The 23,121-nt window shown below is 49.4% G+C and carries 26 protein-coding genes; 13 read left to right on the plus strand and 13 right to left on the minus strand.

Going from position 1 to position 23,121, the window contains the following annotated elements; all coding sequences use genetic code 11:
* Positions 1 to 57: 57 nt before the first annotated feature.
* From csgB to clsC, 6 genes are all read left to right on the plus strand, one after another.
* Positions 58 to 513, plus strand: a complete 456-nt coding sequence (csgB, locus tag HEM79_RS00550) for a curli minor subunit CsgB (RefSeq protein ID WP_010345644.1) — start codon at positions 58 to 60, stop codon at positions 511 to 513.
* A 40-nt stretch (positions 514 to 553) separates the two neighbouring features.
* Positions 554 to 1,012: a curli major subunit CsgA gene (gene csgA, locus HEM79_RS00555; protein WP_000771421.1), complete on the plus strand. Its 459-nt coding sequence runs from the start codon at positions 554 to 556 to the stop codon at positions 1,010 to 1,012.
* A gap of 58 nt (positions 1,013 to 1,070) precedes the next feature.
* On the plus strand, positions 1,071 to 1,403 hold the full coding sequence (csgC, locus tag HEM79_RS00560; protein WP_000992819.1) for a curli assembly chaperone CsgC: 333 nt from the start codon (positions 1,071 to 1,073) through the stop codon (positions 1,401 to 1,403).
* A 116-nt stretch (positions 1,404 to 1,519) separates the two neighbouring features.
* Positions 1,520 to 1,825 (plus strand): type 1 fimbrial protein, encoded by a 306-nt coding sequence (locus HEM79_RS00565; RefSeq protein ID WP_176241249.1) that lies wholly within the window; start codon positions 1,520 to 1,522, stop codon positions 1,823 to 1,825.
* 93 nt (positions 1,826 to 1,918) lie between these two features.
* Positions 1,919 to 2,452: an O-acetyl-ADP-ribose deacetylase gene (gene ymdB, locus HEM79_RS00570; protein ID WP_000842234.1), complete on the plus strand. Its 534-nt coding sequence runs from the start codon at positions 1,919 to 1,921 to the stop codon at positions 2,450 to 2,452.
* Positions 2,394 to 3,875, plus strand: coding sequence for a cardiolipin synthase ClsC (gene clsC / locus HEM79_RS00575; RefSeq protein WP_176241248.1), 1,482 nt, complete (start codon positions 2,394 to 2,396; stop codon positions 3,873 to 3,875). Before ymdB ends, clsC begins: the two co-directional genes overlap by 59 nt.
* 7 nt (positions 3,876 to 3,882) lie before the next feature.
* On the opposite strand, the gene mdoC is transcribed toward clsC, so the two are convergent.
* Complete coding sequence (gene mdoC / locus HEM79_RS00580; protein ID WP_001070366.1) at positions 3,883 to 5,040, minus strand: glucans biosynthesis protein MdoC; 1,158 nt, start codon at positions 5,038 to 5,040, stop codon at positions 3,883 to 3,885.
* A gap of 392 nt (positions 5,041 to 5,432) precedes the next feature.
* Here mdoC and mdoG point away from each other — a divergent pair, with 392 nt between their 5' ends.
* From mdoG to HEM79_RS00595, 3 genes are all read left to right on the plus strand, one after another.
* Complete coding sequence (gene mdoG, locus HEM79_RS00585; protein WP_072132895.1) at positions 5,433 to 6,968, plus strand: glucans biosynthesis protein MdoG; 1,536 nt, start codon at positions 5,433 to 5,435, stop codon at positions 6,966 to 6,968.
* Positions 6,961 to 9,504, plus strand: coding sequence for a glucans biosynthesis glucosyltransferase MdoH (gene mdoH, locus HEM79_RS00590; RefSeq protein ID WP_176241247.1), 2,544 nt, complete (start codon positions 6,961 to 6,963; stop codon positions 9,502 to 9,504). Before mdoG ends, mdoH begins: the two co-directional genes overlap by 8 nt.
* Before the next feature lie 148 nt (positions 9,505 to 9,652).
* A complete protein-coding gene (locus HEM79_RS00595) occupies positions 9,653 to 9,880 on the plus strand; it encodes a YceK/YidQ family lipoprotein (protein WP_001237191.1) in 228 nt (75 codons plus the stop codon).
* On the opposite strand, the gene HEM79_RS00600 is transcribed toward HEM79_RS00595, so the two are convergent.
* The 3 genes from HEM79_RS00600 to lpxL form a co-directional block, all read right to left on the minus strand.
* Positions 9,881 to 10,255 carry a MysB family protein gene (locus tag HEM79_RS00600; protein WP_000180062.1) on the minus strand — a complete coding sequence of 125 codons (375 nt, stop codon included), beginning with the start codon at positions 10,253 to 10,255 and terminating at the stop codon, positions 9,881 to 9,883.
* 82 nt (positions 10,256 to 10,337) lie between these two features.
* The gene (gene mdtG / locus HEM79_RS00605; protein WP_176241246.1) at positions 10,338 to 11,564 is read right to left on the minus strand and encodes a multidrug efflux MFS transporter MdtG; all 1,227 of its coding nucleotides are present in this window, start codon (positions 11,562 to 11,564) and stop codon (positions 10,338 to 10,340) included.
* 170 nt (positions 11,565 to 11,734) lie between these two features.
* Positions 11,735 to 12,655 carry a kdo(2)-lipid IV(A) lauroyltransferase gene (gene lpxL / locus HEM79_RS00610; RefSeq protein ID WP_176241245.1) on the minus strand — a complete coding sequence of 307 codons (921 nt, stop codon included), beginning with the start codon at positions 12,653 to 12,655 and terminating at the stop codon, positions 11,735 to 11,737.
* A 224-nt stretch (positions 12,656 to 12,879) separates the two neighbouring features.
* Between lpxL and trhO the strand changes: the two genes are divergently transcribed.
* Positions 12,880 to 13,932: an oxygen-dependent tRNA uridine(34) hydroxylase TrhO gene (gene trhO / locus HEM79_RS00615; RefSeq protein ID WP_176241244.1), complete on the plus strand. Its 1,053-nt coding sequence runs from the start codon at positions 12,880 to 12,882 to the stop codon at positions 13,930 to 13,932.
* A 41-nt stretch (positions 13,933 to 13,973) separates the two neighbouring features.
* On the opposite strand, the gene HEM79_RS00620 is transcribed toward trhO, so the two are convergent.
* The 9 genes from HEM79_RS00620 to mdtH all read right to left on the minus strand — a co-directional run bounded on the left by HEM79_RS00620 (position 13,974) and on the right by mdtH (position 20,715).
* Positions 13,974 to 14,549 carry a YceI family protein gene (locus tag HEM79_RS00620; RefSeq protein ID WP_176241243.1) on the minus strand — a complete coding sequence of 192 codons (576 nt, stop codon included), beginning with the start codon at positions 14,547 to 14,549 and terminating at the stop codon, positions 13,974 to 13,976.
* A 1-nt stretch (position 14,550) separates the two neighbouring features.
* Complete coding sequence (locus HEM79_RS00625) at positions 14,551 to 15,117, minus strand: cytochrome b (protein ID WP_021550586.1); 567 nt, start codon at positions 15,115 to 15,117, stop codon at positions 14,551 to 14,553.
* A gap of 261 nt (positions 15,118 to 15,378) precedes the next feature.
* Positions 15,379 to 15,492, minus strand: a complete 114-nt coding sequence (locus HEM79_RS00630) for a YceO family protein (protein ID WP_001253739.1) — start codon at positions 15,490 to 15,492, stop codon at positions 15,379 to 15,381.
* A gap of 47 nt (positions 15,493 to 15,539) precedes the next feature.
* Complete coding sequence (solA, locus tag HEM79_RS00635; protein WP_000872757.1) at positions 15,540 to 16,658, minus strand: N-methyl-L-tryptophan oxidase; 1,119 nt, start codon at positions 16,656 to 16,658, stop codon at positions 15,540 to 15,542.
* Positions 16,659 to 16,772: 114 nt separating this feature from the next.
* On the minus strand, positions 16,773 to 17,027 hold the full coding sequence (gene bssS, locus HEM79_RS00640) for a biofilm formation regulator BssS (RefSeq protein WP_000414435.1): 255 nt from the start codon (positions 17,025 to 17,027) through the stop codon (positions 16,773 to 16,775).
* A gap of 276 nt (positions 17,028 to 17,303) precedes the next feature.
* Entirely contained in the window at positions 17,304 to 17,549 is a 246-nt protein-coding gene (gene dinI, locus HEM79_RS00645) for a DNA damage-inducible protein I (protein WP_001217754.1), read from the minus strand.
* Positions 17,550 to 17,622: 73 nt separating this feature from the next.
* Positions 17,623 to 18,669, minus strand: a complete 1,047-nt coding sequence (gene pyrC, locus HEM79_RS00650) for a dihydroorotase (protein ID WP_000126575.1) — start codon at positions 18,667 to 18,669, stop codon at positions 17,623 to 17,625.
* A gap of 105 nt (positions 18,670 to 18,774) precedes the next feature.
* Positions 18,775 to 19,335, minus strand: coding sequence for a lipoprotein (locus tag HEM79_RS00655; RefSeq protein WP_176241242.1), 561 nt, complete (start codon positions 19,333 to 19,335; stop codon positions 18,775 to 18,777).
* A 171-nt stretch (positions 19,336 to 19,506) separates the two neighbouring features.
* Positions 19,507 to 20,715, minus strand: coding sequence for a multidrug efflux MFS transporter MdtH (mdtH, locus tag HEM79_RS00660; RefSeq protein ID WP_000092223.1), 1,209 nt, complete (start codon positions 20,713 to 20,715; stop codon positions 19,507 to 19,509).
* 235 nt (positions 20,716 to 20,950) lie between these two features.
* Here mdtH and rimJ point away from each other — a divergent pair, with 235 nt between their 5' ends.
* From rimJ to HEM79_RS00675, 3 genes are read left to right on the plus strand one after another with little or no spacing between them, the layout of a single operon-like run.
* Positions 20,951 to 21,535, plus strand: a complete 585-nt coding sequence (gene rimJ, locus HEM79_RS00665) for a ribosomal protein S5-alanine N-acetyltransferase (RefSeq protein ID WP_176241241.1) — start codon at positions 20,951 to 20,953, stop codon at positions 21,533 to 21,535.
* A 10-nt stretch (positions 21,536 to 21,545) separates the two neighbouring features.
* Positions 21,546 to 22,193 carry a YceH family protein gene (locus HEM79_RS00670; RefSeq protein ID WP_176241240.1) on the plus strand — a complete coding sequence of 216 codons (648 nt, stop codon included), beginning with the start codon at positions 21,546 to 21,548 and terminating at the stop codon, positions 22,191 to 22,193.
* 1 nt (position 22,194) lies between these two features.
* Complete coding sequence (locus HEM79_RS00675; RefSeq protein WP_000736172.1) at positions 22,195 to 23,118, plus strand: Gfo/Idh/MocA family protein; 924 nt, start codon at positions 22,195 to 22,197, stop codon at positions 23,116 to 23,118.
* Positions 23,119 to 23,121: the final 3 nt, after the last annotated feature.

Genomic DNA, 23,121 nt, shown 5'->3' on the forward strand with positions numbered 1-23,121 from the left:
CAACCAAGTTGAAATGATTTAATTTCTTAAATGTACGACCAGGTCCAGGGTGACAACATGAAAAACAAATTGTTATTTGTGATGTTAACAATACTGGGTGCGCCTGGGATTGCAGCCGCAGCAGGTTATGATTTAGCTAATTCAGAATATAACTTAGCGGTAAATGAATTGAGTAAGTCTTCATTTAATCAGGCAGCCATAGTTGGTCAAGCTGGTACTAATAATAGTGCACAGTTACGGCAGGGAGGCTCAAAACTTTTGTCGGTTGTTTCGCAAGAAGGTAATAGCAACCGGGCAAAGATTGACCAGACAGGAGATTATAACCTTGCATATATTGATCAGGCGGGCAATGCCAACGATGCCAGTATTTCGCAAGGCGCATATGGTAATACTGCAATGATTATCCAGAAAGGTTCTGGTAATAAAGCAAATATTACGCAGCATGGTACTCAAAAAACGGCAATTGTAGTGCAGAGACAGTCGCAAATGGCTATTCGCGTGACACAACGTTAATTTCCATTCGACTTTTAAATCAATCCGATGGGGGTTTTACATGAAACTTTTAAAAGTAGCAGCAATTGCAGCAATCGTATTCTCCGGTAGCGCTCTGGCAGGTTCTATTCCTCAGTACGGCGGTGGCGGCGGTAACCACGGTGGTGGTGGCAATAACAGCGGCCCGAATTCAGAGCTGAATATTTACCAGTACGGTGGCGGTAACTCTGCTGTTGCATTGCAGGCTGATGCCCGCAACTCTGATCTGACTATTACCCAGCACGGCGGCGGTAACGGTGCAGACGTTGGACAAGGTTCTGATGACAGCTCAATTGAACTGACCCAGCGTGGCTTCGGTAACAGCGCCACTCTTGATCAGTGGAACGGTAAAAACTCTGAAATGACTGTTAAACAGTTCGGTGGCGGCAACGGTGCAGCAGTTGACCAGACTGCATCTAACTCCAGCGTCAACGTAACTCAGGTTGGCTTTGGTAACAACGCGACCGCTCATCAGTACTAATACAGAATTTGTATGACAGAAACAGGGCGTAAGCCCTGTTTTTTTTCGGGAGAATAGTATGAACGCGTTATTACTTCTCGCGGCGCTTTCCAGCCAGATAACCTTTAATACAACTCAGCAAGGTGACATGTACACCATTATTCCTGAAGTTACTCTGACGCAATCATGCTTGTGCCGGGTTCAGATATTGTCACTACGCGAAGGCAGTTCGGGACAAAGTCAGACGAAGCAAGAAAAGACCCTTTCATTACCCGCTAATCAACCCATTGCCTTGACGAAGTTGAGTTTAAATATTTCCCCGGACGATCGGGTGAAAATAGTTGTTACGGTTTCTGATGGACAGTCACTTCATTTATCACAACAATGGCCGCCCTCTTCAGGAAAGTCTTAATGTATTGATAGTTGAGCATAAAACGAGCCGGAAGAGAACGGTCTGATGCGAATCGACCAACCTGAAAGCATGGATAACCCCCTCAAGGATGATTAATCATTGAGGAAACAGAATAGATGTTCAGACCGTTGTTAAACTCCCTGATGCTCGGCAGCCTGGTTTTTCCTTTCTTTGCAACAGCGGAAAGCAATGCGCAAGGTGGCGTGATTCATTTTTATGGTCAAATCGTGGAACCCGCGTGTGACGTGATGCAAACGCCAGTTGAAATGACCTGTATGCAAAATGGTCCAGTACAGGGCAAAACGTATTCCAGCAAAGAGCTAATGAGTGGCAAAGTAAAAAATGCGCAAATTGCCTCAGTAAAAGTGCAGTATCTTGATGAGCAGAAAAAGCTGGCTGTGATGAACATCGAATATAACTAAGTTTCTGAACTACTCACGTTGCTGACAAGAAAAATGCGATTTACCTAAAAACACTGCTGTACACTTAAGAAACAAGAGGTGTAAGGAGGCGTTATGAAATCGCGTATTCATGTTGTGCAGGGTGATATTACTAAACTAGCCGTTGATGTTATTGTTAATGCGGCTAATCCGTCACTAATGGGGGGCGGCGGCGTTGATGGTGCTATTCATCGCGCAGCCGGCCCGGCGCTGCTTGATGCCTGTTTGAAAGTTCGCCAGCAACAGGGCGATTGCCCCACGGGACATGCAGTTATTACTCTTGCGGGCGATCTCCCCGCCAAAGCTGTTGTGCATACCGTTGGGCCTGTGTGGCGCGGTGGCGAACAAAACGAAGACCAGTTATTGCAGGATGCCTATCTCAATAGTCTACGACTGGTAGCGGCAAACGGCTATGCGACAGTGGCTTTTCCTGCCATCAGTACCGGCGTTTATGGCTACCCGCGTGCTGCAGCGGCTGAAATCGCAGTAAAAACCGTTTCAGAATTTATTACCCGTCACGCTTTACCTGAGCAGGTATACTTTGTCTGTTATGATGCAGAAAATGCCCACCTCTACGAAAGACTCCTTACCCAACAAGGAGATGAATGACTTGCCCCGGCTGGCGAGCGCGGTGCTGCCACTGTGCTCGCAACATCCTGGACAGTGCGGCATTTTCCCCCTGGATAAAAGTCTGGATGCGTTTGCTGCACGATATCGTCTGGCAGAAATGGCGGAGCATACTCTGGATGTTCAGTATTACATCTGGCAGGACGATATGTCGGGGCGATTGCTGTTTTCGGCTCTGTTAGCCGCAGCGAAGCGTGGCGTTCGCGTCCGTTTGTTGCTGGATGACAATAATACTCCCGGTCTTGATGATATTTTACGCTTGCTCGATAGTCACCCGCGTATTGAAGTTCGACTTTTCAATCCTTTCTCTTTTCGCCTGTTACGTCCGCTTGGTTATATCACCGATTTTTCCCGCCTCAACCGTCGTATGCACAATAAAAGTTTTACTATTGATGGCGTGGTGACGTTGGTGGGCGGGCGCAACGTTGGCGATGCCTATTTCGGTGCGGGAGAAGAGCCACTTTTTTCAGATTTAGATGTTCTGGCAATAGGGCCGGTTGTTGAGGACGTTGCCGATGATTTCGCCCGCTACTGGTATTGCAAATCAGTGTCACCATTGCAGCAGGTGCTGGATGTTCCCGATGGCGAAATGGCTGACCGTATTGAGCTACCTGCGTCCTGGTACAACGACACCGAGACACATCGCTATTTGCGCCAAATGGAGTTAAGTCCATTTATAAATCAACTGGTTGACGGAACGTTGCCGCTTATCTGGGCAAGAACGCGTTTATTAAGTGATGATCCGGCAAAAGGGGAGGGCAAGGCAAAACGGCATTCGCTGTTACCGCAGCGCCTGTTTGATATCATGGGCTCACCCAGCGAACGTATTGATATTATCTCTTCCTATTTTGTGCCAACGCGCGCGGGAGTGGCGCAGCTTTTACGAATGGTCAGAAAAGGGGTCAGGATAGCTATCTTAACCAATTCACTTGCCGCTAACGATGTCTCTGTCGTTCATGCCGGGTATGCTCGCTGGCGCAAAAAATTGCTCCGCTATGGCGTTGAGTTATATGAACTGAAACCGACGCGGGAACAAAGCAGCACGTTGCACGATCGCGGTATAACCGGTAATTCCGGCGCAAGCCTTCATGCTAAAACATTCAGTGTCGATGGCAAAATAGTGTTTATTGGCTCATTCAATTTCGATCCGCGTTCAACATTGCTCAATACTGAAATGGGCTTCGTGATAGAGAGCGAAACGCTGGCACAATTAATCGATAAACGCTTTATTCAGAGCCAGTATGATGCGGCCTGGCAGCTCCGTCTGGATCGGTGGGGACGAATCAACTGGGTCGATCGCCATGGGAAGGAGGAAATTATCCTCAAAAAAGAACCCGCCACCAGTTTCTGGAAGCGGGTTATGGTCAGACTAGCGTCAATATTGCCCGTTGAATGGTTATTGTAAGTATGGTTTAGCGAGCTGGCGCTTTGTCATTCTCGCGTTTTACGATCGGTTTGCCGGAGAACAAAAACTTCAACAACGGAATGCGTAAATGAATTTCGTACAGAATTATCGCAATCCCTACCACAAATATCAGACCGCAGAGGAAACCCAGCAGATTTGATGTGATGTGCGGAGTGATGTAAGCACCGAAAAAGAGCGTTAACGGGTGATGAACCAGATAAATAAATAGCGATGCGTTTACAAAATAGGTTACCCGCGCCGACTGAAAATTAAGCAAACGGTGGCCGAAGGAGAAGACCACATTCACCATCCACAGGCCGAGCACCATCGTGATCACTGACTCGGTTTCATACATCCAGGCATCGCCGCTGCCGTAGCGTTGATTGAGCAAATAAGCAACAAATGCCAGTGCTGCTGCGAGAGTGCATCCACGAGACGGTGTGGTAAACAAGGCTTTAAGATTAGGGAAAATGAAAGCCAGCGCACCGAGAATAAAGAACGGCATATAAAACAGCGTCTGCATGAAAATAAAATTGAACATGCCATCGCTTAATATGGGTGGATAAACGATAAATAACGTTCTTCTTATTGCTGCATAGCCAATTCCCAGACAGAAAAATAGTATCGATAGCTTAACCATCGAGAAATTTTTATTCGTTTTATCTGAATTTTCTAAATTATTTCTTATTCGTTTAAATATCCATACGCAAAGTGTCGTCATAACGACCAACACCAGTAAAAACCACAGGTGCGAAATTAATTCCCAGGCCAGCGTGTTATATTTGTCATACAATGATAGCCCAGGCCAGCTTTCCGCTTTGCCTTTGACATATTGCAGCATAATAAATTGCGGCAAGGTGAGTAGGGGAATAGCCGTTAACATCGGGATCCCTACACGTTCAACGCGCACTTTCCACCATTTTTTCAATGGGTAGCGCAAGAACAGCATGTAGGAAAAATATCCGGAAATAACGAAAAATACCTGCATACGGAAGGCGTGGATGAAATCGTTAAAAAGCGTCAGCCACCATGACGGTTCTGCGCTATTCACATGCCAGGTGTGGCTTGAATAGATTAAAGAAATATGAAAAGGGATCCCTAACAACATCAACCATGCGCGGATGGAGTCGAGGAAATATTCACGCTGCGCGGGTACTGGATTCATATATGGTTAACTAATCTCGGATTTTTCGTCTTATCCCTGCCGGGTAATGCCTTTAGGCTTTTGCCATAACGACACTGACCTGCCGCATGTGGTGCCGGCTTCAAATGTGTTTTTGCGCGGCATAGCCGCAATCACTAACCAAAATGGAAGCGCCTGTAAGACGGTTGATAAATAAATTTGCTGGCAAACCCTACACGAACTCGCTCCTTCTGTCTTTAGGAGAAGCACGGAAAGTGAAAACGGTTGCAATCAGGTGCTTAATCCATGAGCCGGCACGCTGAATAATACCGGGATTCTGTTGTCGGAATGGCTGGTTATCCATTAAAATAGATCGGATCGATATAAGCACACAAAGGGGGAAGTGCTTACTTATTATGAAACATAAACTACAAATGATGAAAATGCGTTGGTTGAGTGCTGCAGTAATGTTAACCCTGTATACATCATCAAGCTGGGCCTTCAGCATTGACGATGTCGCAAAGCAAGCTCAATCCTTAGCCGGGAAAGGCTATGAGGCGCCTAAAAGTAACTTGCCCTCCGTTTTCCGCGACATGAAATACGCGGACTATCAACAGATCCAGTTTAATCATGACAAAGCATACTGGAACAATCTGAAGACCCCATTCAAGCTCGAGTTCTACCATCAGGGTATGTACTTCGACACACCGGTCAAAATAAATGAAGTCACTGCAACGGCAGTAAAAAGAATCAAATACAGCCCGGATTATTTCACTTTCGGCGATGTTCAGCATGACAAAGACACGGTAAAAGACCTTGGTTTTGCCGGTTTTAAAGTGCTTTACCCGATCAACAGCAAAGATAAAAATGATGAAATCGTCAGTATGCTCGGGGCCAGCTATTTTCGCGTGATTGGCGCAGGTCAGGTTTACGGTCTTTCTGCCCGAGGCCTGGCAATTGATACCGCGTTGCCATCAGGTGAAGAATTCCCACGCTTTAAAGAGTTCTGGATCGAGCGTCCAAAACCAACCGACAAGCGTTTAACGATTTATGCGTTGCTTGATTCGCCGCGTGCGACAGGCGCTTATAAGTTTGTTGTTATGCCGGGACGTGACACGGTTGTTGATGTGCAATCGAAAATCTACCTGCGCGATAAAGTCGGCAAACTGGGTGTTGCGCCGTTAACCAGTATGTTCCTGTTCGGGCCGAACCAGCCATCTCCGGCAAATAATTATCGTCCGGAATTGCACGACTCTAATGGTCTGTCTATCCATGCTGGTAACGGTGAGTGGATCTGGCGTCCGCTAAACAACCCGAAACATCTGGCGATCAGCAGCTTCTCGATGGAAAACCCGCAAGGCTTCGGCCTGTTGCAGCGTGGCCGCGATTTCTCCCGCTTTGAAGATCTCGACGATCGTTACGATCTCCGTCCAAGCGCGTGGGTGACACCGAAAGGGGAGTGGGGCAAAGGCAGCGTTGAGCTGGTGGAAATTCCAACCAACGATGAAACCAACGATAACATCGTCGCTTACTGGACGCCGGATCAGTTACCGGAACCAGGTAAAGAGATGAACTTTAAATACACCATTACTTTCAGCCGTGATGAAGACAAACTTCACGCGCCTGATAACGCCTGGGTGCAGCAGACGCGTCGTTCAACGGGGGATGTGAAACAGTCGAACCTGATTCGCCAGCCTGACGGCACTATCGCCTTTGTGGTCGATTTTACCGGCGCAGAGATGAAAAAACTGCCAGAGGATACTCCGGTCACTGCACAAACCAGCATTGGCGATAATGGTGAGATCGTAGAAAGCACGGTGCGTTATAACCCGGTCACCAAAGGCTGGCGTCTGGTAATGCGCGTGAAAGTGAAAGATGCCAAGAAAACCACTGAAATGCGTGCTGCCCTGGTGAATGCCGATCAAACGTTGAGTGAAACCTGGAGCTACCAGTTACCTGCCAATGAATAAGACAACCGAGTACATTGACGCAATGCCCATCTCCGCAAGTGAGAAAGCGGCATTGCCGAAGACTGATATCCGCGCCGTTCATCAGGCGCTGGATGCTGAACACCGGACCTATGCGCGAGAGGATGACTCCCCGCAAGGGTCGGTAAAAGCACGTCTGGAACAAGCCTGGCCAGATTCACTCGCTGATGGACAGTTAATTCAAGACGACGAAGGGCGCGATCAGCTTAAGGCAATGCCGAAAGCAAAACGTTCTTCTATGTTCCCCGATCCGTGGCGTACTAACCCGGTTGGGCGTTTCTGGGATCGTCTGCGTGGGCGCGATGTGACGCCGCGCTATCTGGCGCGGTTGACCAAAGAAGAGCAGGAGAGCGAGCAAAAGTGGCGTACCGTCGGCACCATCCGTCGTTACATCCTGCTTCTCCTCACTCTGGCGCAAACCGTCGTCGCTACCTGGTATATGAAGACCATCCTGCCTTATCAGGGGTGGGCGCTGATTAATCCAGTTGATATGGTCGATCAGGATCTGTGGGTTTCCTTTATGCAGCTTCTGCCTTACATGCTGCAAACCGGTATTCTGATCCTCTTCGCTGTTCTTTTCTGCTGGGTGTCTGCCGGTTTCTGGACGGCGTTGATGGGCTTCCTGCAACTGCTTATTGGTCGCGATAAATACAGTATTTCCGCTTCAACCGTTGGCGATGAACCGTTAAATCCGGAGCATCGCACAGCATTGATCATGCCTATCTGTAACGAAGACGTGAATCGCGTTTTTGCAGGTCTGCGTGCAACGTGGGAATCAGTGAAAGCGACCGGTAATGCCAAACACTTTGATGTTTATATCCTGAGTGACAGCTACAACCCGGACATCTGTGTGGCAGAACAAAAAGCCTGGATGGAGCTGATCGCCGAAGTGCAGGGCGAAGGCCAGATTTTCTATCGCCGCCGTCGCCGTCGCGTGAAGCGTAAAAGCGGTAACATTGACGATTTCTGCCGTCGCTGGGGTAGCCAGTACAGCTACATGGTGGTGCTGGATGCGGACTCGGTGATGACCGGTGATTGTTTGTGCGGTCTGGTGCGCCTGATGGAAGCCAACCCGAACGCCGGGATTATCCAGTCGTCGCCGAAAGCGTCTGGTATGGATACGCTGTATGCACGTTGCCAACAGTTTGCGACCCGTGTCTATGGGCCATTGTTCACTGCCGGTTTGCATTTCTGGCAGCTCGGCGAGTCACACTACTGGGGGCATAACGCGATTATCCGCGTGAAACCGTTTATCGAGCACTGTGCGCTGGCGCCGCTGCCTGGTGAAGGATCATTTGCGGGTTCAATTCTTTCGCACGACTTCGTGGAAGCCGCATTGATGCGTCGTGCAGGCTGGGGGGTATGGATTGCTTACGATCTCCCGGGCTCTTATGAAGAGCTGCCGCCTAACCTGCTTGACGAGTTAAAACGTGACCGCCGCTGGTGCCATGGTAACCTGATGAACTTCCGTTTGTTCCTGGTTAAAGGGATGCACCCGGTTCACCGCGCGGTGTTCCTGACGGGCGTGATGTCTTATCTTTCCGCACCGCTGTGGTTTATGTTCCTCGCGCTCTCTACCGCATTGCAGGTCGTACACGCACTGACCGAACCGCAATACTTCCTGCAACCACGGCAGTTATTCCCGGTCTGGCCACAGTGGCGTCCTGAACTGGCGATTGCGCTGTTTGCCTCGACGATGGTGCTGCTGTTCCTGCCGAAGTTGTTGAGTATTTTGCTTATCTGGTGCAAAGGAACGAAAGAGTATGGCGGCTTCTGGCGAGTTACGTTATCGCTGCTGTTAGAAGTGCTGTTCTCCGTGCTGTTGGCGCCGGTGCGTATGCTGTTCCATACGGTATTCGTGGTTAGCGCCTTCCTCGGCTGGGAAGTGGTGTGGAATTCCCCGCAACGTGATGACGACTCTACCTCCTGGGGCGAAGCGTTTAAACGCCACGGCTCACAGCTGCTGCTGGGGTTAGTGTGGGCGGTCGGTATGGCGTGGCTGGATCTGCGTTTCCTGTTCTGGCTGGCACCGATTGTCTTCTCGCTGATTCTGTCACCGTTTGTTTCGGTGATCTCCAGCCGTACAACCGTTGGGCTGCGCACGAAACGCTGGAAACTGTTCCTGATCCCGGAAGAGTATTCACCGCCTCAGGTACTGATCGATACCGATCGTTTCCTTGAGATGAACCGTCAACGTTCTCTCGACGATGGCTTTATGCACGCAGTGTTTAATCCGTCGTTTAACGCTCTGGCAACGGCAATGGCCACCGCGCGTCACCGCGCCAGTAAGGTGCTGGAAATCGCCCGTGACCGCCATGTTGAACAGGCGCTGAACGAGACGCCAGAGAAACTGAATCGCGATCGTCGTCTGGTACTGCTAAGCGATCCGGTGACAATGGCTCGTTTGCATTTCCGCGTCTGGAATTCACCGGAGAGATATTCTTCATGGGTGAGTTACTACGAAGGGATAAAGCTGAATCCACAGGCATTGCGTAAACCGGATACGGCTTCGCAATAAAAGTGTAGATGCCTGCAATATATTGAATTTGCAAGGCTTCGTAGTTCGGATAGGGCGTTCACGCCGCATCCGGCAAAAACAATAAGCACTTTGTCAGCAATAAAAATACCGGCGTAATGCCGGTATTTTTTTACAGAAGAGGGTTCAAATGCGCTTAATTGTAGTAGGCATCATGGTTGCTTTGCTGAGTGGTTGTGGCAGCATCATTAGCCGCACCATACCGGGACAGGGGCATGGCAACCAATATTATCCCGGCGTGCAATGGGATGTACGTGACTCGGCATGGCGCTATGTCACGATCCTTGATCTCCCATTCTCTTTAGTCTTTGATACATTACTGTTGCCGATCGACATTCATCACGGAGCATATGAGTAATTAACGCTCATCCCACTCATCGGCTGCTGCGCGTCCTTCTTCGGTATCCAGCGGTGGCTCAAGCTGGAATTCACCTTCGTCCCATTCATGCAGAGTATTTTCTTCCTGCCATTCCTGGCGGATTTCAATCTCATCATAGTCGCCATCAAAGATGCTTTGTGCGGCTTCTCCACTAAACATGGGCAGGCATTCACCTTCTTCGCCTTCATCGGCGAGAAACTCAACCTGCCACATAATGTCGCCATCTTGCAGAATATATTTCTGGACATTGAACTGTTGCACATTCGCTTCTTCGGCGTCGATGCCGGGGTTGTCAGCAAGAAATTCTTCGCGTGCGGCATCAATGGCTTCTTCAAGCGTTGCGTACATAGTCATCACGACTCTCCCTTTGATTTGCTGAGGTGTTCAGGGAAAGAATAGCTGATTCTCCGCTTTTGCAAGTATGAAAGGCGAAAAATCAGTTCGATACCTGGGTGAGTCGGCGACGGCGCAGGCTGTTCCACGAATAGACCGCGTTAAACAAAACGACTCCGGCGGTAACCAGAAATACAGCACGAAAGCCGTAGTGTGCTGAAATAGCTGCGCCCATCAACGGCCCCGTAACGTTGCCAATATCGCGAAACGACTGGTTGTAGCTGAAAATGCGCCCGGCGATTTGGTTAGTCGAATTATAAACCAGCAACGTTTGTACGGCGGGGAGCAGAGCGCCGTCTGCGGCGCCGAGCAAAAAGCGTAAAATCCCCAGTTGCAGTGGTGTCTGGACATAAGACATTGGGATCAACAGCAGCACAGAAAAGATCAGCGCAGTTATCAGGATCTTTTCTGGCCCGATACGATCGCCAAGTTTACCGAGTCGTGGGGCACTTAGCAGTGCAGCCACGCCGGGCACGGAGGCGATCATGCCGCTAATAAAGGCGATATTACTGACATTTCCTGCCAGTTCGCGGACATACAGCGTCAGGATTGGCGCGATAGATCCAGTAGCAATCTGGATAATCAATGTTGTGACAAACAGGCTAAGTACCAGTTTCGGGTTTTTAAGCGATGTCACGACTTCCCGCATGTGCAGCATCTCTTTTTTGCTGACTGGCTGGAATTTTTCTCTGATACAAAACAGGGTGACGAAAAAGCAGAGTATGAGCACACTGGCGGTAATAAAGAATACCGGACGTAAGCCGTAGTTATCAGCGAGTAAGCCGCCAGCCATCGGGCCGAGCAACGCGCCACTAACGCCGCCGGTGGAGAGCGTACCCAGCGCCCAGCCGCTTTTATTACGCGGTACTTGTGTGGCGATAAGAGCATTGGCGTTGGGGACAAATCCGCCAAGCAAACCAAGCAGCGCCCGCAGGATCAAAAACTGCCAGATATTTTGCGCCAGCCCCATCAGCACCATCACGATGCCCATGCCAAGAGCAGAGCGCAATAGCATGATTTTTCGGCCTTTGCGGTCGGCAAGTCCACCCCAGAAAGGGGAGGCGATAGCGGAAAATAAAAAGGTAATACTGAAGACAATTCCCGACCACATATTCAGCGCGCTGTGGCCAGTGACGCCAAGTTGCTCAACGTAGAGGGGTAAAAATGGCATCACCAGACTGAAGGCGGCACCGGTAAGAAAACAACCTAGCCAGGCAACGATCAGGTTTCGTTTCCAGTTTATGGGGGTGTCATTTTCACAGAGTGACATAGCAATCCGCTGTTGGTGCGCCAGGCGCGGTGAATAAAAGAAGAAAAAGTAAGCACACTAATTATGCGCCTGACTTATAGGTGACGCAATGTACAGAGCTTTTATCGCTAAATCAGGGGGATTTGCAGCGGTAATGCCGGATGCAGTTCGAAACATCCGGCAAGGGAGATTTAATAGCGTGAAGGTACGCCTTCCGGGCGCGTTTTAAAGCGACGATGCAGCCACATGTACTGTTCCGGTGCCATCATGATGCATTTCTCGACCACTTTATTCATCCACGCAGCGGTGACTTCGGCGTTATCCAGCGGCGGTGAACACTCTGGCGGCAGCATGATCAACTGATAGCCTTTGCCGTCTGGCTTACGACGCGGAACAAACGGCACCAGGCACGCACCAGACATTTTCGCCAGCATCCAGGTGCCACTGGTGGTCGCCGCCTGCTCAACAGCAAACAGCGGCACGAAAACGCTCGAGCGCGGACCATAATCGTGATCCGGCGCATACCAGACCACTTCGCCTTTCTTTAGTGCCCGGATCATTCCTTTTAAATCTTTGCGATCAAGCATCGATTTATTCGAACGCAGGCGCCCCCAGGTTTGCAGCCAGTCGAGCAACGGATTATCGTTTGGGCGATAGACGCCGATACCAGGTTCCTGCATACCAAATTGCCTTGCGCCCAGCTCCAGCGTCAGAAAATGGATGCCGACCAACAGAATGCCGCGCTTTTGCGCCTGCACGTCACGGATATGTTCCATGCCAATCACTTCCGTCCAGCGGGCAATTCGACGATCCGACCAGAACCACGCCATGCCGGTTTCCATCAACCCCATACCAACGGATTCGAAATTCTTCACCATCATTTCATGGCGTTCTTGTTCGCTCATCTCCGGGAAGCACAGTTCCAGGTTGCGATGTACAATTTTGGCGCGACGTTTCATAACATGTAACGCCAGTCGTCCTGCCGCAATGCCAAGGCGGTAGATAATCGGGTAGGGTAACTGAACGACTAACCAAAGTACGCCAATACCCAACCAGGTTAACCAATAACGCGGATGAAGCAGTGCGGTGGAGAACTTGGGTAGATTCGTCATATCAATCCTGTCTTTCAACCTATACGGGCAATTGTATGTATTGTCGCATTTTTTCGTCCGCAACCAAAATTTGTGACCGAAGACTGGGCGAAATTACCGCGTATGTAAATCATTAATAATTTTTAATGCGCAAATGTAGCGTAAAATGTATGGATGTTAATTGTTGATAATTGCTATATCATGCTGCGGATTTTTACTTTCCCACCCCGCAGGAACCGTACACCATGCCAGTGTTACACAACCGCATTTCTAATGACGCGCTGAAAGCCAAAATGCTGGCCGAGAGCGAACCACGCACCACCATTTCGTTCTATAAATATTTCCACATTACCGATCCCAAAACGACCCGTGATGCTTTATATCAGCTATTTACCGCGTTGAATGTCTTTGGGCGGGTCTATCTGGCGCATGAAGGGATCAACGCACAAATCAGCGTACCGGCGAGCAACGTAGAGACATTTCGCGCACAGCTTTATGCTTTTGACTCTGCTTTAAACGGTTTACGTCTGAATATTGCGCTGGATGATGACGGGAAATCCTTCTGGGTGCTGCGCATGAAGGTTCGCGACCGAATTGTTGCCGATGGTATTGACGATCCTCAATTTGATGCCAGTAACGTCGGGGAATACCTGCAAGCAGCGGAAGTGAACGCCATGCTTGATGATCCCGATGCGCTGTTTATCGACATGCGCAACCACTATGAATATGAAGTGGGGCATTTTGAAAACGCGCTGGAAATTCCGGCAGATACCTTTCGCGAACAACTGCCAAAAGCGGTTGAGATGATGCAGGCGCATAAAGATAAAAAAATCGTGATGTACTGCACCGGTGGTATTCGTTGCGAAAAGGCCAGTGCCTGGATGAAACATAACGGATTCAATAAAGTCTGGCATATTGAAGGTGGGATTATTGAATACGCTCGTAAGGCGCGTGAACAAGGTTTGCCTGTCCGCTTTATTGGTAAAAATTTTGTTTTTGACGAGCGGATGGGCGAGCGGATCTCTGACGAAATTATTGCGCATTGTCATCAGTGCGGCACACCTTGCGACAGCCATACCAATTGTAGAAATGATGGCTGTCATCTGTTGTTTATCCAGTGTCCGGCATGTGCCGAGAAATTCAAGGGCTGTTGTAGTGAGATTTGCTGTGAAGAAAGTGCATTACCGCCAGAAGAACAGCGCCGCCGTCGTGCCGGGCGAGAAAATGGCAATAAGATCTTTAATAAATCGCGTGGACGCCTGAACACGACGCTGGTCATTCCTGATCCAACAAAATAAACATTCGTGCCGGATGTGCGTCATCCGGCAACATCTATGCATTACTTCTGCTGTACGCCTTCTACCGAAATAATCAGATCAACCTCCTGCGAAGCTGGACCTAAATCAGTCTTAATGTCGAAGTCTTTCAGCTTAATTTTGCCTTCTGCCTCGAAGCCCGCACGTTTACCGCCCCACGGATCGTCGCCCTGACCAATCAATTTTGCTTCCAGCGTTACTGGTTTGGTTACGCCATTTAGTGTCAGATCACCCGTAATATCCAGCTCATCACCGTCTTTCTTCACGCTGGTAGAAGTGAACGTCGCCTGCGGATATTTTGCGGTATTGAGGAAATCTGCGCTGCGAAGATGCTTATCACGTTCGGCGTGATTGGTATCGACGCTGGTGGTGTTAATTGTCACATTCACTTTATCAGCCGCTGGATTCTTTTCATCAAAGGTAAAAGTACCGTCGAAATCTTTAAAGGTGCCATATAACCAGCTATAGCCAAGATGCTGGATGCGGAAATTGACAAAGGCGTGCTGACCTTCTTTGTCAATTTTGTAATCGGCGGCGATAGCTGAACCGGCGGAGAACATCAGGGAAGCAAAGGTTAAACCAAGCAGGCTTTTTTTCATTTTATACTCCATAGTCAGATGACGATTTTCCCAGCATACGCTTCAGGGTGTCGTCTTTATCGATGAAATGATGCTTCAGGGCCATAAATCCGTGCATAACGGACAGTACGACGACGCTCCACGCGAGCCAAAAATGCAGGGCACCGGCAAGGTCAGCCTGTGCGCCAGCATCGGCAAGGGTCGCGGGGATGTCAAACCAGCCAAAAACGCTGATCGGTTTGCCATCGGCGGTCGAGATGAGATAGCCGCTGATGCCAATGGCGAAGAGCAAAAAGTACAGCGTGAGATGTCCAATTTGTGCGCCGAGACGCGTCATGGTCGAATAACTTTGCAACGGACCAGGCGGTGGGGATATAACGCGCCACAGAATGCGTATAACCAGCCCCATCATTAACAGAATACCGACGCTTTTATGCAGCTCTGGTGCTTTGTGATACCAACCATCGTAATAACTGAGCGTTACCATCCATAGTCCTAAAGCAAACATGCCGTAGATAATGATTGCACTCAGCCAATGAAAGGCCATCGATATAACACCATAGCGTTTGGGGGTATTTGTAAGGGGCATAAATGCATCCGAAACTTATTTGCGAAAGAATGAAAATGGCGCGTTGGAGAATGAATTGCAACTGAAAAATAACAATTCGAATGATATTTATTTTTATTTCAATAATTTTGATTTAATAATGAAAGAATCTTCATAAGTTTAGTGGTTTCAGGATGAGGTATGTCTGGGGAATGCTACCAGGACAGAAATAAAGTTATTCAATTTTTCACGCCAAATGAAAGAGAGATTAAGGTTTTGTCAATTTATGTCAGTGGGGTGCGGTTAAAAATAAAACACGTAGATCAGATCCATAATTGCCAATAATCCCCAGAGAAAAAGATATAGCATGAGATGCTCGCGGATATTATTAATGAGATAGTTCACCAGCCGACGCATTAAAAACTCCTGTAAAAACGGCCTCATTTTTGAGGCCGTGATGATGATTATTTGAAGCGGGCAAGTCTGAATGGCGTCAAATCAAAATCGCTATTTATGCCTTGCGCAAAATCGGCGGCTATTTCCCCTAATACCGATGCAAATTTAAATCCGTGTCCACTCAGACCGGTAATCAGCAGCGTATTATCGTGACCGGGCAGGGTGTCGATAATAAAATCTTCATCAGGTGAATTATCGTAGGTGCAGGAAGCGCCGTACAGGCAGCAACCAATGCCCGGCAGTATGCTACGTAAGAAGGGAAAGGCTTCAGAACCGTCACTGGCGATTTCAGCAAACGGAACGCGTTCATCTGCTGAATGAATCACCTGTCCACCATTGTGTTTGCCAATTTTCAGGGCGTCATTTTCGGCGGGAAAGCCGTAATATTGATCGCCATTGGGCAGTTCTCCGGTAAAGGCCGGAAATTTATTTTTCATACTATAACGACCATCGGCCTGATACCAGGCGAACACTTTGCGTACTGGCTGGACAGGGAGTTCTGGCAGCAGGTCTTTTACCCAGGTTCCCGCGCAGACGATCGCTTTTTTAGCCTGATACTCGCCGTCGGCTGTTGTAATGGTTACGCCGTTGTCATCATGGTGAATAGCGGTAACCGGGCAATTAAACAGTTGAGCACAGCCAGCTTCATTCGCCAGTTTGATCCAGGTTTTAATCGCCAGTTCGCTGCGTAGAAAGCCAGAATCAGCCTCAAACAAGCCGATGTAATTGTCAGGAACGCGTATTTCAGGCCAGCGAGCCATAATGGCCTGCGCATCCAGTTTTTCGACGTTGAGTTGCCATTGTTCCGCGCTGTGGGCGACATTGGCGAGGAATTCGGAGTCGGCAGGGCCGAGGTTGATGACGCCAGAGCGCACAAAAACGGGGTCTTCTTCGTTGTAACGGGTGAGTTCATCCCACAGGGTTTGCGCGCGAAGCACCAACGGAACATACTTTTCGCCTTCACCATAAGCATGGCGAATTAATCGTGTATCACCGTGGTGGCTGCCGTGTTGGTGCGGCGGCATATGGGCGTCGGTCATCAGCACTTTCAAACCGGCCCGAGTGGCATAATACCCGGCTGCAGCGCCTACGGAACCGCTGCCAATAATGATGAGATCGTATTTCATTTTTTTCTCTCTGCTCTCATGGTTTAAGCAGAGTAATTAAGTGAATGCAGATATACAACCCAGAAATAGTAAAGGCACCAATCTGGTGCCTTTTGGGTGGATGGTCATGTCAAGTTAATGACGACGATACTCATTTACATGGAAATCACCAGATTCAATTTTGGCTATTCCTGCTTCTAATATCGAAATAAATTGTCTGGCAACATCAGTAGTTAACCAGAGTGTCTGACCAACTTCAGTCCCTTCCTGCTCGGACTTATTTGGGGTCTGGTAGTGCAAACGCAACATCAGAGCATCATAGCTATCAACGGTGCTGATGTCCCACCCTACGAGCGGATGAGTCTGAATGACTTCATTGTTTTTTTCCATCATGGCCCCCTAATTCGTGTTACTAGACAACGTTATTCGAGGTTCAATGCATTTTTATCTGAAGCAACTTCAGTATACCAATAAGTAAGGGTATCCACAGAATTTTTAAAGGGGGAAAGAGATATTTTTTTGTTTTTAAGATTTATATGAACAATAAAACAGCATGTCATTCATATTTTTTTAGCATATCGTGCAATTATTTTGAGGAAGTGTAGAAATTTTGTGCTGAAAATAAAAAAGCCGGGGCGACCCGGCAAAAACAAACATTACTGCATATTATTCGCTAACGAACCAGTCATCTGCGCTTTCCCATGTTTCTTGCAGAATTTCGCTAATGCGCTGTTTATCTTCTTTTGTTGCACCAATAACCGATAAATTATTGGCTGCGGCATAACGAACAGAAACATGACCTTCGTTATCAGGAAACGCATATTGAATACGGCGGGAAAGTTCACCGGCCAGGGCGTCAATGGCTCCGGCAGGTAATGGAGAAGTTTTCGCTATGGTGACTTCAATTCTCATAATAGCCCCCTGTTTTACATACTGGTTATTTATACAGGTAAAATAACCTAATGACAACAGGGAACTACGTTTTTTATTGTTTAACTGTCCAGCGTACCGTTTCTCCGGCCAGGAATGGCACCAACGTGTCGTCAGTCAGAGCGATGCTTTCAGCCACTTTCTGCTCTTCGCGTACCAGTTCAATAAACGATTCGTTGACCGGTAAACCATAGAACTGCGGGCCGTTTAAAGAACAGAACGCTTCAAAGTGCTGTAACGCATTCATTTCTTCAAAGACAGTGGCGTAACTGCCCAGCGCCGTTGGTGCATTAAAACAGCCGGCACAACCGCAACTACTCTCTTTGCGATGACGCGCATGTGGCGCGGAGTCAGTCCCAAGGAAAACGCGACTAAAGCCACTGGCGACCAGTTCACGCAGCGCCTGTTGATGCACATTACGTTTGAGAATGGGCAGGCAGTACAGGTGCGGACGTACACCACCAACCAGCATGTGGTTACGGTTAAACATCAAATGTTGAGGGGTAATGGTAGCAGCCAGTAGTTCATTACCATCACGAACATATTCAGCGGCATCTTTAGTCGTGATGTGCTCAAAAACCACTTTCAGCCCAGCCAGGCGTTGGCGTAGCGGTTCCATAACAGTCTCAATAAAGCGGGCTTCACGGTCAAAAATGTCGATGTCGGCGTGTGTCACTTCTCCGTGTACCAGCAGTGGCATACCCATTTTTTCCATTCGCTCCAGTACGGGCATGATAGCGTCAACCGACGTCACGCCGTGGCTGGAGTTGGTGGTCGCGTTTGCCGGGTAAAGTTTTGCAGCGGTGAACACGCCTTCGTTAAACCCTCGCTCCAGTTCGTCTGCATCCAGTGAATCAGTTAAGTAGCAGGTCATCAGCGGGGTGAAGTCGTGCCCGGCAGGGACGGCGTCAAGAATACGTTGACGATAAGCCACGGCAGCTTCAACGGTCGTCACGGGCGGTGCCAGATTGGGCATAACGATGGCCCGACCATAGGTTTGGCTGGTATACGGCACGACAGTTTTTAACATGTCGCCATCGCGGAGGTGAAGGTGCCAGTCGTCTGGGCGGCGGATCTTTAATACCTGGGATGGTGCAGTCATTAATCTCTATGCTCCGGCTGAAGGGATGTTTTTGCCGGACACAAAGGATAAGCGGAAACGTTTTCCTTTGCACGAAAAATAAAGGGCGCGAATGCGCCCTCGTGTTTAATCAGTAAACGGAATGACAATTTCGCCAGGTTTCACCTCAATACCTTTTGCCAGTTTTTTCGCCATTGCTTCACCTTTGCTGCCATCGTCGCGCAGAATATAAGCCGGTTGCTGGTTAAAGTAGTTGCGTAATGCCTGATTCAAATAGGGCAGCAACGTTTGCATCACTGTCTGCATTTTTTCCGGTTGTACCGTCGCATCGACCACTTCCATTTCCTTCAGGAAGATAGCGCCTTTTTCTTTATCGAAAACCGGCAGTGCTTTCAGTTTTAGTTTCATGGTCGCTTTCTGGCTGCCGAACAGGGAGTTCATATCCAGATTTGCATCCCCGGTTAAGGTTATCTTATTCGGCTCTTCGCGACCAATTTGGCTGGTCAGGTTTGTCAGAACAATATGGGCGTCAGCTACGCCGGGCAAACCGATATCTTTTGAGAAATTATTATGTTTTTCAAGCGACTGGTTAATTTCTTGTTCGCTAATCGTGTACTGGGTGAGTTGATTACAGCCAACGAGCAGGCCGCTGACGAACAATGCAGCGGCAAATAAAAACTTGTTCATGGTAGTCCTCGACATGAAATCTGCGTCAATATCCTGACACAACGCAGCATGTGCCACCAGCGTTAAACTCGCCAGCAGAAAAAACTGAATTCTGCGGCGGCAGGTAATAACAAGCTGTTAAGGCGCGTCAGGTTGACAGGGCGACCACTGGTAACAGAACGCATCGCGTTTTCAGGCATCGCGTTCCAGCAACCGACGCGCAGCGCGCTTCTGGCTAAATTGCCAACCCAGAGCAAGAAAGGTGATTATGCCAATAATGCCCAACATCATCCACGGTAGCTCTGGTTGTTGTGCCGACTTACCCAGATCAAACAGCCAACCACCGCCGATATAACCGATAGCGCCGCCAATCGCCAGACCCAGACGACTAAACCCCATATAGCTGCCGCGCGCTCGTGCATCCGCCAGCGAGGCACTTAATGTTTCACGCGCAGGTTCGGCAATGATCGAACCGATATAAAACAGACAAATCAGGGTGAAGAGTTGTTGCAGACTGCTGACCATTCCAACGGGCATCATGCTTAACGACATGACCAGCAGCCCAGCCATCAACCGATGTTCCAGACGAAAACGCTTTTCGCTCCAGCGAGCGATAGGGTAGAGCAAGGTTAAGGAGAGACATGCTTCAATGGCATACATCCATTTAACGGCAGAGGGTGCGCCAGCGACGTCGTTGACCATAATCGGCAGCATCAGCATCACCTGAACGGCCAGCATATAGTAGCCCGCCAGCGTCAGGACGTAAGTGACAAAACGTTTATCACGCATCACGCGAGCCATGCCTTCGCGGACTGGCGTGCGCACGGTAGAGAGTTTCCATGCCGGTAACAACCAGGCATTAAACGCTGCACACAGTACAAACAGAATCGCCCCTGTGGCGCAGACCAGGCGGAAATCATATTGCAACAGCCAGCTCCCCAACAATGCGCCAATGACCGCACCGGCACTGTCCTGCATCATCAACAACGAGAAAAAGCGGCCACGCTGCTGCGGGCGAATCAATTTGACCACCAGCGCCGAACGCGGCGGATCGAAAAGAGTGCCGCCAAGACCTGAGAGAAGGCAGGAAAACCACAGTAGCCAGGGCTCCTGAGCGATGCCCATGGTGGCGAATCCGGCTGCGCGCATCAGCATACCGGTGACAATCATCGGTTTAGCGCCAAAGCGGTCGGCAATTGCGCCGCCAAAAATACCCAACCCCTGCTGAATGAACTGACGCAGACCGAGGGCAATACCGACCATCACGGCGGCCCAGCCCATTTGATCAACGAAGCGGATGGAGATCAGCGGAAAGACAACAAAGAACCCCAGCACGACCAGCATATTATCGATGAGCAGGAAATATTTACCCAGGTTCCTCGCCTGCGACACGCGCGACATTTCCCCTCCCGGGAAATAAAAGATGAGCACTTTCTATTCTGCATGGTCGCTAATACTTTTCCCACAATTCCCGGGACAATATTTTTTTATCGAAAGTCCTCTTTGATAGAGAGTTTTTATCAAATATGTGAATAATGCAGGAAATGGCATTTGGGACTTTTCACAGGCTCTGGTTGCGCAGGTATAGTAATACTTACAGCGTATTAAAGACGTTACGGGAAGGAGTAGGTATAGAATGTTTGGCTATCGCAGTAACGTGCCAAAAGTGCGCTTAACCACGGACCGACTGGTCGTGCGTCTGGTGCATGATCGTGATGCCTGGCGGCTGGCGGATTATTACGCAGAGAATCGCCATTTCCTCAAGCCCTGGGAGCCAGTGCGCGACGAAAGCCACTGCTATCCTTCAGGCTGGCAGGCCAGGTTAAGCATGATTAATGAATTTCATAAACAAGGTTCTGCATTCTATTTTGGGTTGTTCGACCCGGATGAGAAAGAGATTATTGGCGTTGCCAATTTTTCTAATGTGGTGCGGGGATCTTTTCATGCTTGCTATCTCGGTTATTCGATCGGGCAAAAATGGCAAGGCAAAGGGCTAATGTTTGAAGCCCTGACCGCCGCCATTCGTTATATGCAGCGCACCCAACATATTCATCGCATTATGGCCAACTATATGCCGCACAATAAACGCAGCGGTGATTTACTGGCGAGATTGGGTTTTGAAAAAGAAGGCTATGCGAAAGACTATTTGTTGATTGATGGACAATGGCGCGATCACGTACTGACGGCATTAACCACCCCAGACTGGGCGCCCGGCCGCTAAGGAGAATCTCATGAAATATCAACTTACTGCACTGGAAGCCCGCGTGATTGGCTGCTTGCTGGAAAAACAGGTGACAACGCCGGAGCAATATCCGCTTTCTGTAAATGGTGTAGTAACGGCCTGTAATCAGAAAACGAACCGTGAACCGGTAATGAATCTGAGTGAATCCGAGGTGCAGGAGCAGCTGGATAATCTGGTCAAACGTCATTATTTACGCACGGTGAGCGGTTTTGGTAATCGGGTCACCAAATATGAGCAACGCTTTTGTAATTCAGAATTTGGCGATCTGAAACTGGGTGCCGCAGAAGTGGCGTTGATAACCACTTTGTTGTTACGCGGTGCCCAGACGCCAGGCGAATTGCGCAGCCGCGCGGCGCGGATGTATGAATTTAGCGATATGGCGGAAGTGGAGTCCACGCTGGAACAACTGGCTAATCGTGAAGACGGGCCTTTTGTGGTTCGCCTGGCTCGTGAACCGGGTAAACGTGAAAGCCGTTATATGCATCTTTTCAGCGGTGAGGTTGAGGATCAGCCGGTGTTAACGGAGTCGTCGAACGCGGTTGACGGCGATTTACAGGCTCGTGTCGAAGCACTGGAAATCGAAGTGGCAGAACTGAAACAGCGTCTTGATTCATTGCTGGCCCATCTGGGAGATTAAAGTGAAAAAATTACGTATCGGCGTAGTGGGATTAGGCGGCATCGCGCAAAAAGCGTGGTTACCGGTGCTGGCGGCAGCATCTGACTGGACGTTACAAGGCGCGTGGTCGCCAACGCGTGAGAAAGCTCTGCCAGTTTGTGAAAGCTGGCGCATTCCCTACGCTGATTCGTTATCCAGCCTCGCCGCCAGTTGCGATGCAGTTTTCGTGCATTCAAGCACTGCCAGCCACTTTGAGGTGGTCAGTGCGCTGTTAAACGCGGGGGTGCATGTTTGTGTTGATAAACCGCTGGCGGAAAATCTGCGTGATGCCGAGCGGCTGGTGGAGCTGGCAGCGCGGAAAAAACTCACCCTGATGGTCGGTTTTAACCGCCGTTTCGCACCGCTCTACTGTGAGTTAAAAACGCAACTCGCTACGGCGGCCTCGCTAAGAATGGATAAGCATCGTAGCAATAGCGTCGGCCCGCACGATCTTTATTTCACGTTGCTGGATGATTATCTGCATGTGGTGGATACCGCGCTGTGGTTGTCTGGCGGCAAAGCCTCTCTGGATGGCGGCACGCTACTGACTAACGACGCTGGCGAAATGCTGTTTGCCGAGCACCATTTTTCTGCGGGTTCTTTGCAGATTACCACCAGTATGCATCGCCGTGCCGGAAGTCAGCGTGAAGCCGTGCAGGCCGTGACTGACGGTGCGCTCATCGACATTACGGATATGCGTGAATGGCGTGAGGAGCGCGGGCAGGGGGTAGTGCATAAACCGATTCCAGGCTGGCAGAGTACTCTCGAGCAGCGTGGATTTGTTGGTTGCGCACGTCACTTCATTGAATGCGTGCAAAATCAGACAGTTCCGCAAACCGCCGGTGAACAGGCGGTGCTGGCGCAGCGCATCGTTGACAAGATCTGGCGCGACGCGATGAGTGAATAAACC

Origin of the sequence: Escherichia sp. 93.0816, assembly GCF_013368855.2 — a bacterium.
GTDB classification, from domain to species: Bacteria; Pseudomonadota; Gammaproteobacteria; order Enterobacterales; family Enterobacteriaceae; genus Escherichia; species Escherichia ruysiae.